Raw genomic sequence first — 12,138 nt, 5'->3', positions numbered from 1 at the left:
GTTATCCACATTTCTTTTTGTGCTTGACTAAAATTCTTATTTTTACTATAATAACATCGATTTTTTCTGATTAGACAGTAATTTTTATTGCATGCAATTTAGCATACAAATTAAAGAAGGAGGTGTATTTCGACTATGAAGAGAACTTATCAGCCGCATAAGCTTCAGAGAGCTCGTGTTCACGGCTTTAGAGCAAGAATGGCAACTAAGGGAGGCAGAAAGGTACTTGCTGCCAGAAGACTTAAGGGTAGAAAGAGAATATCTGCATAATAGGGCCACATATTGTGGTCTTTTGCGCGAATGTGCTACTATGCATGTTCGCGTATTTCTTTATATGTTATATAAAGTTTCAATTTGGAATTAACGAATGATCAAAACAGAATCGCTAAAAAAGACAGCTGATTTTCATGTTGTTTATAAGACCGGTAAGAGCTATGTGGATAAAAATATTGTTGTTTATGTCAGAGAAAATGGTCTTAAAATAAACAGACTTGGTATTTCAGCAAGTAAAAAAGTTGGGAACAGTGTTGTAAGGCACAGGTTTGCAAGACTTGTTCGTGAATCGTACAGGCTACATGAAAATATATTTAATAGTGGTTTAGATATAGTAGTCGTTGCCAGAAGCCGTGCTAAGGATGCAGGTTTCTTTGAAATCGAGAAGTCATTCTTATATCTGGCAGGAAAGTCTCATCTAAGGAAAAATGATGAGGTGAATTATGAAGAAAATACTGATATTTCTGATTAAACTTTATAGGAAGTATATTTCTCCTTTAAAGAGAACAAAATGTCCGTATATACCGACGTGTTCAGAATACGGATTGGAAGCAATAGAAAAATACGGAGCTTTAAAAGGAAGCATTTTAGCTTTATGGAGAATACTAAGATGTAATCCTTTTTCAAGCGGGGGTTATGATCCTGTACCGTAATTACGGAGGATGAATTTTGAATTTAATTGCATTAACACAATATCAGGGGAAGATCGTAGGACCAGTTGCATGGTTTCTTGGCCATATCATGAACTGGATTTTCATGGCTCTTAATAAAATTGGTATTCCTAATATCGGTCTTGCTATTATTTTATTTACTGTTATAGTAAATATTCTGTTGTTACCTTTAACTTATAAGCAGCAGAAATTTTCAAAGCTTCAGAGCAGACTTAGTCCTGAACTTAAGGTTATTCAGGAAAAGTACAAAGGCAAAAAGGATAATGATTCCATGCTTGCCCAGCAGGAAGAGATAAAAGCTCTTTATGCTAAGTATGGTGTATCGCAGACAGGAAGCTGCGTTCAGATGCTTATTCAGTTTCCTATTCTTATAGCACTCTATCGTGTTATTTATTCAATGCCTGCTTATGTTGCACAGGTTAAGGATGCTTTTTATCCTTTAGTTTCAAAGCTTCGCGAGACTGCAGGAGCAAGTGATTTCTTACAGACATTATCAAGCGCTTCTCAGTTTTCAAGACAGTTTACAAACGATTCTTTCACATCAGGAAATGTTGAATACATCGAAAATACTTTCATCGATGTACTTAATAAGGCATCTACAACAGACTGGAATAATCTGTTAGATAATTTTGGTGATCTTTCAAGTTATGTAAATCAGACCCATGATCTTCTTAACAGATTCAACAATTTCCTTGGACTTAACATTGCTGATTCACCTATTTTTATGGTAAAGACTGCTTTTTCAGAAAAGCACTTCCTTTTACTTATAGGTGCTATTATCATTCCTGCACTTTCTGCTTTTACTCAGTGGGTAAGCATCCAGCTTATGCCTCAGGCAGCAAATACATCGAATGACCCTAATGACCAGGCAGCTCAGATGGCTAACTCAATGAAGACCATGAACATGATGATGCCTGTTATGTCATTATTCTTCACATTTACATTCCCGGCAGGTATGGGTATCTACTGGATTGCAAATGCCGTAGTAAGAACAATTCAGCAGATTGTTATCAACAAGCACATTGATAAGATGGACATCGATGCTCAGATTGAGAAGAACATCGATAAATATAACAAAAAGCTTGAAGCAATGAAGGCAACTCCTCAGATGAACAGATATGCAAACATGAACACAAGAAATATGTCTGCAGCATCTTCATCTAAGATTTCTCAGGCTGAAAAGGATGAGAAGATTAAGAAGGCAAATGATATCTACGCTTCCGGAAAAGCTAATAAGAACAGTCTTCTTGCAAGAGCTAATATGGTTAAGGAATTCGATCAGAAAAATAATAAGGGGGAACAGTAATGGAATACATTGAGATATCAGCTAAAACAGTTGATGATTGTATCACAGATGCTTGCATTCAGTTATCCGTTACAAGCGATAAACTTGACTATGAAGTAATACAGCAGCCTTCAATCGGATTATTTGGTTTTAATGTAAAGCCTGCAATAATCAAGGCTAAGGTTAAATCAGAAGAAAAACCTGTTGAAGAGAGCACAGTAGTAGAAGAAAAAGTTGTAAAAGAAAAGAAATCAGAAAAGGCCTTTAATTCTGAAAAGAAGAAAAACATCAAACCTGAAAAGGTTTCAGAAGTAAAGGAAGAAATACCTGAAGAAAAGCCTGCTTCTTATGTATATGATAATGAATTTATCAGCAAGGCTAAAGAATTTACATCAAATGTATTTGGTGCTATGAAGATGGAAGTAAACGTTGATGCCAAATACAACGAAACAGATAAAGTTCTCGAGGTTGATTTATCAGGAGATGAGATGGGTGTTCTTATCGGTAAGAGAGGACAGACTCTTGACTCTATCCAGTATCTGATTTCTCTTGTTGTTAACAGAGACAGTGAAGATTATATTCACGTTAAGGTTGATACAGAGAATTACAGAACTCGCAGAAAAGCCACACTTGAGAATCTTGCAAAAAATATTGCTTATAAGGTTCGTAAAAACAGGCAATCAGTTTCACTTGAACCTATGAATCCTTATGAGAGAAGAATTATACATTCAGCTCTACAGGGTGATAAGTATGTTACTACTCATAGTGAAGGCGAAGAACCTTTCAGAAGAGTTGTAGTTACACTGAAGAAATAATTATGGGGCTGTCGCATTTAATGCGGCAGCTTTTTTATCATATATGAAATTCCTTGATATTTCATATATGATAAAAAGGTTGCCAAAGAAATTTTGTTTTCATTTTTTCAGAGGAATAATATGTATTTTAAAGAAGACACAATCTGTGCTATAGCTACCGCAATGATAGATGCCGGTATTGGTATCATCAGAATAAGCGGGCCATCAGCTATTGAACAGGCAGACAAATTCTATATCGATGCTAAAGGAAATCATTCTTTAAAGAATTTTGATTCTCATACTATTCATTACGGATTTGTATGTGATGAAAATGAAAATAAAATTGATGAAGTTATGATATCTGTAATGAAAGCACCAAGAAGCTACACTAAGGAAGATGTAGTAGAGATAAATTCTCATGGTGGTCGACTGATTATGGAAACCATTTTAAAGCTTCTTATAAAAAATGGATGCAGACTTGCTGAGCCCGGTGAATTTACTAAAAGAGCCTTTCTTAATGGAAGAATTGATCTTACAAGAGCAGAAGCTGTTATGGATCTTATTCATTCTCAGAATGAGTTTTCCATGAAAAATTCTGAGCTTCAGCTTGGAGGTGAACTTTTTAAACAGATTGATGAACTTAGAAAAGAAATTCTATATGAGATGGCATTTATAGAATCGGCAATAGATGATCCTGAGAATTATGATCTTACCGGATTTGATGAAAATCTTTCTGAGAAGAATAATAAGTGGCTTGCTAAAATTAATAAGCTTATAAAGAATTCCGATGAAGGAATCATTCGAAAAGATGGAATCAAAACTGTAATCATTGGAAAACCAAATGCAGGTAAATCATCTCTTTTAAATATGCTGGCCGGTGAAGAGAGAGCAATAGTTACAGATATTGAAGGAACAACCAGAGATATTATTGAGGAAAATATTAAGCTTGGCGATATTGTGCTTCATGTAATTGATACTGCCGGAATAAGAGACACCGAAGATAAGATTGAACAAATAGGAGTTGAAAAGGCAGTTAAGTCTGCTTCAACAGCTGATCTTATTTTATATATCATTGATTCCACAGATGATGAGTTGTCAGATGATGAAAGAATAAAAAATATAATCCATAACAATCATGTGATTGTTTTACTTAATAAAAATGACATCAGTGATAGTATTAGTATCACTGAAGAATCCATACACAAAATGTATGGAGACGAGATTGAAGTTATTAAAACTTCAATGATTGACAGGACAGGTATTGAAGAACTGGAGAAAATAATATCTGTTATGTTTTTAAGCGGAAATATCATGCCAAGAGAAGAGGTATATATTACTAATCTTAGACAAAAGGAATCTTTAATAAATGCTAAGACCAGTCTTGAAAAGGTAAGCGTAAGTATTGAAGATGGAATGTCTGAAGATTTTTATTCAATTGATCTTATGAATGCTTATGCTTTTCTTGGTGAAATAATTGGACAGGAAGTTGATGAAGATCTTATTGATGAGATTTTCTCAAAATTCTGTATGGGTAAATAGGAGTTTTTATGGTAGCTGATATTGTAGATGTAATTGTAATAGGTGGAGGTCATGCCGGATGCGAAGCTTCCCTGGCGGCTGCAAGGCTTGGACTTAAGACTATAATGTTCACATTAAGTGCGGACAATATTGCCTTCATGCCCTGTAATCCACATATTGGAGGATCATCAAAGGGTCATCTTGTAAGAGAGATTGATGCTCTTGGCGGAGAAATGGGTAAAAATATAGATAAGACCTTTCTTCAGTCCAAGATGCTTAATAAATCTAAGGGACCTGCCATCCATTCTCTTCGTGCCCAGGCAGATAAGCTTGAATATTCAAATTCCATGAGAAGAATTTTAGAAAACCAGGAGAATCTTATAATAAAGCAATCTGAGATTTCAGAAATTCTTTTTGAAGATATTGAAGATGCAGAGCTTAAAAAAGAAGGATATGAAAAAATTATAAAAGGTGTTAAGACAGTTACTGGTCTGGAATATTTAGGAAAATCAGTAATTCTTTGTACCGGTACCTATCTTAAAAGCAGATGTCTTTGCGGAGAATCAATTCAGTATACCGGTCCTAATGGATTACAGCCTTCTAACCTTTTATCTGATTCTCTGATAAAAGCCGGAATAAATCTGAGACGATTTAAAACAGGAACTCCCGCAAGAATGGATGGAAATACTATCGACTATTCCAAGATGGAAGTTCAGACCGGTGATACTCCTGTAATACCTTTTTCATTTGATACTGATCCTGAATCTGTTCAGAAGGAGCAGCATAATTGCTATCTTACTTATACAAATGAAAAAACACACGAAATAATACGAAATAACATAGATAGGTCACCCATATATGCAGGTGTAATTGAAGGTATAGGACCGAGATATTGCCCCTCTATTGAGGATAAGGTTATTAAATTTCCTGATAAAATCAGACATCAGGTTTTCATTGAACCTGAGGGAACACATACAAATGAAATGTATGTTGACGGAATGAGTTCATCCATGCCTGAGGATGTTCAGCTTCAGATGTACAGAACTGTACCCGGACTTGAAAATTGTGTGATTGTAAAAAATGCTTATGCAATTGAATATGATTGCCTATGCTCTGGTGAACTTCATCCTACACTTGAAATTAAAAAAGTAAGAGGACTTTTCAGTGCAGGTCAGTTTAATGGTAGCAGTGGTTATGAAGAAGCTGCTGCTCAAGGATTATATGCAAGTATAAATGCCTGCATGCAGATACTTGGTAAACCTTATATTTCTATAGACAGATCAGAGGGTTATATTGGTGTTTTGGTCGATGACCTTGTAACAAAGGATAATCTCGAACCATACAGAATGATGACATCAAGAGCTGAGTATAGACTTTTGCTTAGACAGGATAATGCAGATATTCGTCTTCGAAAAAAAGGCTATGAAGTAGGACTCATTTCTGAAGAAAAATATAATGCACTTATCTTAAAAGAAAAACAGATACAGGAAGAGACTGAAAGATTAAAGAGTATTAAGGTTGGTGCTAATGCTAAAATTCAGGAATTTATGGATAAGCACGAATCACCCAGATTAAAAACAGCAGTTTCACTTGCTGAGTTAATATGCAGACCCGAGCTAAATTATCAAAACATAAGTGATATTGATCCTGAAAGACCTCAACTTCCGAACGATGTAATCGAACAGGTTGAAATCAATATCAAGTATGAGGGATATATAGAAAGACAGCAGAGACAGGTCGACAAATTTAAGAAGACTGAGAAAAAGATAATTCCGGTTGATATAGATTATGATGATGTAATTAGTCTAAGATTAGAAGCCAGACAAAATCTTAAAAAGTTTAGACCTGTAAATGTTGGACAGGCATCCAGAATAAGTGGAGTAAATCCTGCTGATATTTCAGTCTTATTAGTTTATCTTGAAAATTATAATAGAGGAACTAAATCTGAATAACTACTAATTGTATATAATGTTTCACGTGAAACACTATATATTGTATTTTAAAGGAGAAATATAAATGCATAGTTTTGAAACTATGATTGAAGACTTTAAATCCTTTGGTATTAGTCTTTCTGAAAACCAATTAAATCAGTTTGATAAATATTTTGAAATGTTGGTTGATTGGAATACCAGAATGAATCTTACCGGCATAACTGAATTTGATGAAGTATGTAAATTACATTTTACTGATAGTATTTCATCAGCAAAATATTTTGATTTTACTAAAAAAGATTTATCACTTATAGATGTTGGAACAGGAGCCGGATTTCCGGGCATTGTTCTTAAAATTGTTTTTCCTGAATTGCATGTAACTCTATTAGACTCTCTCCAAAAGAGATTGAATTTTCTTGATGAAGTAATTAATGAACTTGACCTTAATAGTGTTGGATCTATTAAAACCGTTCATGGAAGAGCAGAAGATTTTTCTGATTACAAAACAGGTGAACTTAGAGAAAAATTTGATATTTGTGTTTCAAGAGCAGTAGCCAGATTTTCAACACTATGTGAATACTGTCTTCCTTATATCAAAGTTGACGGATCATTTATTTCATATAAGGGAGATAAAGCAAAAGAAGAAATTGATGAAGCCAATAATGCTATATTTATTCTTGGTGGTAAAACAGATTCAATCGAAGAATTTAATCTTCCCGGTACTGATGTGAATAGAACTATATGTATTATTAAGAAGAGACAGAATACTCCACATAAGTATCCTCGAAAAGCAGGTACACCACAAAAAAAACCTTTATAAAAGTTTCACGTGAAACATTACAATTTGAAAATATTTTCTTACAAGTAATTGTTTCACGTGAAACATTGTCACCCAATATATAGTTGTTTTTATTTGTGAAACATTAATTACTAGAAAATTGAGCATATAATTTAAACAATTTGCCAATAAAATAATTTTATAATTATGATATAATACAAAATTGAGTTTAATAATAAGAGGGAGATATAGCAAATATGGGAAGAGCAATTGCAATCGCTAACCAAAAGGGCGGAGTTGGTAAGACAACTACTTCAATTAATCTATCTGCTACCCTGGCAGAAAAAGGAAAAAAAGTTCTTGTGATCGATACCGATCCTCAGGGAAATACCACCAGTGGTTTTGGACTTGATAAGAATGAATTAGAAAATACAATCTATGAATTACTGATAGGACAGGCTGATGTGGAAGACGTTCTTATTAAAAATGTAGTAGATGGACTTGATATTATTCCTGCCAATGTTGATCTTGCTGCTGTTGAGATCGAACTCATTGACATGGAAGAGAAGGAATATATCTTAAAGAATGCGATCGAGAAAATCAGAGATAACTATGATTTTATTATAATCGATTGTCCTCCTTCACTTAGTATGCTTACTATAAATGCAATGACTACAGCAAATACTGTACTTGTTCCGATTCAATGTGAGTACTACGCATTGGAAGGACTTAGCCAGTTGGTACGCACTGTTAATCTTGTAAAGGACAGACTCAACAATGAACTTGAGATGGAAGGAGTCATCTTTACAATGTATGATTCCAGAACAAATCTTTCTTTACAGGTTGTAGAGAATGTTAAAGATCACATCAATGAGAATGTATATAAAACAATCATTCCTAGAAATATCAGACTTGCAGAAGCACCCAGCTATGGAATACCGATAAATCTTTATGATACTAAGTCAGCAGGAGCTGTAGCATACAGACTCTTAGCAGATGAAGTAATCGGAAGAAAATTTTAATTAATTACAACTATTAGTGTTTCACGTGAAACATTATACTAAATATAGAGGAGATGAAATATGCCACCAAAAAATGCAAAGAGAGGACTTGGAAAAGGACTTGATGCTCTTATTGCACCCGCACCTAAGTCATCAACTAAATCAAATACCTCCGAGACTCCTGAAGAGGGACAGGTAACAACAGTCAATATTACAAAGGTTGAACCTAACAGAGATCAGCCCAGAAAAACCTTTGATGAGGATAAACTCATCGAGCTTTCTGATTCAATTAAGCAGCACGGAATTATAAATCCTCTTATTGTTCAGGACAGAGGTGATCATTATGAGATCATCGGAGGAGAGAGAAGATGGAGAGCTGCCAAGAAGGCAGGTCTTAAAGAAGTTCCTGTAATTATTAAAAATCTTACTGAGGAAGAAATTGCAGAGTATGCTCTTATTGATAACCTCCAGAGAGATGATCTCAATCCTATAGAAGAAGCTTTGGCATATAAGAGATTCATCGATGAGTTTGGATATACTCAGGATGTTGTTGCTGAGAAGGTATCAAAGAGCCGAGTAACTATTACCAATTCTCTTAGACTTTTAAAGCTTTGCGATGAAGTAAGACAGATGCTTATAGATGAGAAGCTCAGCATGGGACATGCGAGAGCACTTATTTCTATAGAGAATCCGGAAGAACAGCTTCAGATTGCTGAGGAAGTTTTTGATAAAAAGCTTAACGTTAGAGAAACAGAGAAGCTTGTAAAAAATATCGGTAAGCCGGATAAAAAGAAGAAGAAATCTGTAGACAAAAACGAAAGTGTTGAATCAGCTTACAGAGAGCTTGAGGAGAGATGTAAGCAGGCAATTGGAACAAAGGTAGAGATTGTTTCCAAGGGAGATGGAACCGGTAAGATTGAGATAGAGTTCTATAGCACAGATGATTTGGAGAAAATTACAGAAAAGCTTTATAAATAAAAATGGGGTAGGGGAAATAAATGAATAGTAATCTTTTAGATTCAATGGGAATAAATTTGGATATTACATATGTACTAATAATAAATATCCTCTTGATAATAATCCTGTTTGTTATCATAATAATGCAGGGTAAAAAAATAAAGAGTATCAAGGAACAGATATCTAAATTTATGAAGGGAAAGCAGGCTGCTTCCCTAGAAGATGAAATTGTTGCTCTTTTTGAGGATAATGAGATTATCAAAAAAGCGACACAAAAGAATCAAAAAGACATTAACAATCTGTATAACAGATTAGCATACTGTTTCCAGAAAATCGGTATTATTAAATATGATGCCTTCAATCAGATGGGTGGAAAACTTAGTTATGCACTTGCACTTCTTGATGAAGACAACAACGGTTTCCTACTGAATTCAGTTCATAGCACTGATGGAAATTATACATATTCAAAGGAAATCAAAAATGGTAAATGTGATCTTGAGCTTGGTGAAGAAGAACAGATTGCGTTGGATGAAGCCATTAACTATAGATAAATCTATGTTTTAAGTCAGAAAAAATAAGCATAAATAAGGAGATGCAAAAATGATAGATATCAAATTTTTAAGAGAAAATCCTGAAGTAGTAAAAGAAAACATTAAGAAGAAGTTCCAGGATGAAAAGCTTCCACTTGTTGATGAGGTTATCGAACTTGATAACGAGAGAAGAGCAAATCAGCAGGAAGCAGATGATCTCCGCGCAAGCAGAAATAAGATTTCAAAAGAGATCGGAGCATTAATGGCTAAGGGTAAGAAGGAAGAGGCTGAGGCTAAAAAAGCTGAGGTAGCAGCTAATGCAAAGAGACTTGCAGAGCTTGAGGAAAACCAGAAGGTTGTTGACGAGAAGGTTCTTAAGATCATGATGGTAATTCCTCAGATCATAGATGAAAGCGTTCCGATCGGAAAAGATGATTCTGAGAACGTTGAAATTGAAAAGTTCGGCGAGCCTGTAGTTCCGGATTTTGAAATTCCTTATCACACAGATATAATGGAAAGATTCAACGGTATTGATTTTGAAGCAGCAAGAAGAGTTGCAGGTAATGGTTTCTATTACCTTATGGGCGATATCGCAAGACTTCATTCTGCAGTTATCTCTTACGCAAGAGACTTCATGATCGACAGAGGCTTTACTTACTGTGTTCCTCCTTTCATGATTCACGGAAATGTTGTAGAAGGTGTTATGAGTTTCCCTGAGATGGAAGCCATGATGTATAAGATTGAAGGTGAGGACCTTTACCTTATCGGTACAAGTGAGCACTCAATGATCGGTAAGTTCAAGGAACAGATTATTGAAGAAGCTGACATTCCTCAGACTCTTACAAGCTATTCACCCTGCTTCCGTAAGGAAAAAGGTGCACATGGTATCGAAGAGAGAGGTGTTTACAGAATTCACCAGTTTGAAAAGCAGGAAATGATCGTTGTTTGTAAGCCTGAAGAATCAAAGGTTTGGTATGACAAGCTCTGGCAGAACACTGTTGATCTTTTCCGTTCAATGGATATTCCTGTTCGTACACTTGAGTGCTGCTCAGGTGATCTTGCAGATCTTAAGTGCAAGTCCTGCGACGTTGAGGCATGGTCACCCAGACAGAAGAAGTACTTCGAAGTAGGCAGCTGCTCAAATCTCGGTGATGCTCAGGCAAGAAGACTTAAGATCAGAATCAAGGGCAAGGATGGAAATTATCTTGCTCACACACTTAACAATACAGTAGTTGCTCCGCCTCGTATGCTTATTGCATTCCTTGAGAATAATCTCAATGAAGACGGATCAGTAAATGTACCTGTTGCACTTAGACCTTACATGGGTGGAAAAGAGAAGCTCATCCCTGTAAAATAAGATTATAGAAATATTTATAGAAAGAACGAAAGGAGGTGAAATCCGTGCATAATTATTTACGGGCAATAGGCTTTGAAAATATAAAAAGCAGAGAAGACATTCAGAATTTGATAGCGATGACAGTGCAGAAAGCAGATTCAAGATCCTATGTTACCAAGGATGGCGATAAGTTGCTCGGAGAATTCTGCAAGGATTTCGCTGATGGTATAGGAATTTGTGTCTGCGGCGAGTTCAACGAGCAGGACAAATTCATGTACGATTACTATTATCCCTATATCAGAGGTACCGGCATAACAACTGAAGAAGACATTACAGTTACACGTCACGCTTCAAGAGAATCCTATGCCGGTGTCTGTGATGATCTTCGTGTCGGAGTTACCATCATTTTTTATCTGCAAAACATGATTCCATATATCAAAGTGCAGAATGAAAACAAATTTCCGATACGCGGCACCACTCTTACAATGTCTGCTCTTTCAACTAATGGTACTGTCGTAATGCCTATAGCAAAGACAGACAGTGATAAGAGTTTTGTCAGAAAAAGAACACGCGAGAGAGAAAAGCTGATGCACAAAGCCAGAAAAGGCGATGAGTCAGCAATGGAATCCTTGTCAATAGAGGATATGGATACCTACAGTGCACTTTCCAAGCAGATAAAGACTACTGATATCTATACTCTTGTAGATAATTACTTCATGCCCTACGGAGTTGAAAGTGACCAGTATTCTGTTATGGGAGAAATAATGGATTGCCACGAGGAGACTAACAGACTCACAGGCCAGACTCTTGTAGTAATGACAATAAACTGCAATGAATTCATATTTGATGTTTGCATTAACAGAAAGGATCTTCTCGGAGAACCAAAGCCCGGAAGAAGATTTAAAGGAAATATCTGGATGCAGGGTTATGTCAATTATGCAGAGGATTGATCAGCCACTAATATGATTGTGTATGGAAAAAATTAGGGGAAAACAAAAAGTATCATGAATAAAAAACGCATATTTTTTGCATTGATTATTTTATTAGAAGTCATCCTTTTAGGA

General features: G+C 35.5%; 13 protein-coding genes. All 13 read left to right on the top strand.

The features are described 5' to 3' along the window. Positions 1–135: 135 nt before the first annotated feature. A complete protein-coding gene (gene rpmH, locus G608_RS0107085; protein ID WP_026495447.1) occupies positions 136–270 on the top strand; it encodes a 50S ribosomal protein L34 in 135 nt (44 codons plus the stop codon). Between the two features lie 97 nt (positions 271–367). After that, on the top strand, positions 368–745 hold the full coding sequence (gene rnpA, locus G608_RS20285) for a ribonuclease P protein component (RefSeq protein WP_051197888.1): 378 nt from the start codon (positions 368–370) through the stop codon (positions 743–745). Beyond that, entirely contained in the window at positions 717–926 is a 210-nt protein-coding gene (yidD, locus tag G608_RS22830; RefSeq protein ID WP_081677339.1) for a membrane protein insertion efficiency factor YidD, read from the top strand. Before rnpA ends, yidD begins: the two co-directional genes overlap by 29 nt. 16 nt (positions 927–942) lie before the next feature. Further along, a complete protein-coding gene (locus G608_RS0107075) occupies positions 943–2,250 on the top strand; it encodes a YidC/Oxa1 family membrane protein insertase (protein WP_051208974.1) in 1,308 nt (435 codons plus the stop codon). Beyond that, complete coding sequence (gene jag, locus G608_RS0107070; RefSeq protein WP_026495445.1) at positions 2,250–3,044, top strand: RNA-binding cell elongation regulator Jag/EloR; 795 nt, start codon at positions 2,250–2,252, stop codon at positions 3,042–3,044. The genes G608_RS0107075 and jag overlap by 1 nt, the downstream gene beginning before the upstream one ends. A gap of 120 nt (positions 3,045–3,164) precedes the next feature. Next, on the top strand, positions 3,165–4,562 hold the full coding sequence (mnmE, locus tag G608_RS0107065; protein WP_026495444.1) for a tRNA uridine-5-carboxymethylaminomethyl(34) synthesis GTPase MnmE: 1,398 nt from the start codon (positions 3,165–3,167) through the stop codon (positions 4,560–4,562). Positions 4,563–4,570: 8 nt separating this feature from the next. Then, the gene (gene mnmG / locus G608_RS0107060; protein WP_026495443.1) at positions 4,571–6,493 is read left to right on the top strand and encodes a tRNA uridine-5-carboxymethylaminomethyl(34) synthesis enzyme MnmG; all 1,923 of its coding nucleotides are present in this window, start codon (positions 4,571–4,573) and stop codon (positions 6,491–6,493) included. A 64-nt stretch (positions 6,494–6,557) separates the two neighbouring features. Next, a complete protein-coding gene (gene rsmG / locus G608_RS0107055) occupies positions 6,558–7,292 on the top strand; it encodes a 16S rRNA (guanine(527)-N(7))-methyltransferase RsmG (RefSeq protein WP_026495442.1) in 735 nt (244 codons plus the stop codon). Between the two features lie 215 nt (positions 7,293–7,507). Then, positions 7,508–8,272, top strand: coding sequence for a ParA family protein (locus G608_RS0107050; protein WP_026495441.1), 765 nt, complete (start codon positions 7,508–7,510; stop codon positions 8,270–8,272). A 60-nt stretch (positions 8,273–8,332) separates the two neighbouring features. Continuing rightward, positions 8,333–9,229, top strand: coding sequence for a ParB/RepB/Spo0J family partition protein (locus tag G608_RS0107045; RefSeq protein ID WP_026495440.1), 897 nt, complete (start codon positions 8,333–8,335; stop codon positions 9,227–9,229). Positions 9,230–9,249: 20 nt separating this feature from the next. Beyond that, on the top strand, positions 9,250–9,759 hold the full coding sequence (locus G608_RS0107040) for a DUF4446 family protein (protein WP_026495439.1): 510 nt from the start codon (positions 9,250–9,252) through the stop codon (positions 9,757–9,759). A gap of 49 nt (positions 9,760–9,808) precedes the next feature. Then, entirely contained in the window at positions 9,809–11,095 is a 1,287-nt protein-coding gene (serS, locus tag G608_RS0107035; RefSeq protein WP_026495438.1) for a serine--tRNA ligase, read from the top strand. A 44-nt stretch (positions 11,096–11,139) separates the two neighbouring features. Beyond that, complete coding sequence (locus G608_RS0107030) at positions 11,140–12,024, top strand: DUF3881 family protein (protein ID WP_026495437.1); 885 nt, start codon at positions 11,140–11,142, stop codon at positions 12,022–12,024. The last annotated feature ends 114 nt before the right edge of the window (positions 12,025–12,138 follow it).

Origin of the sequence: Butyrivibrio sp. WCD3002 (genome assembly GCF_000424265.1) — a bacterium.
Classification (GTDB): domain Bacteria; phylum Bacillota; class Clostridia; order Lachnospirales; family Lachnospiraceae; genus Butyrivibrio.
This window is presented reverse-complemented; position numbering and strand designations above follow the sequence as displayed.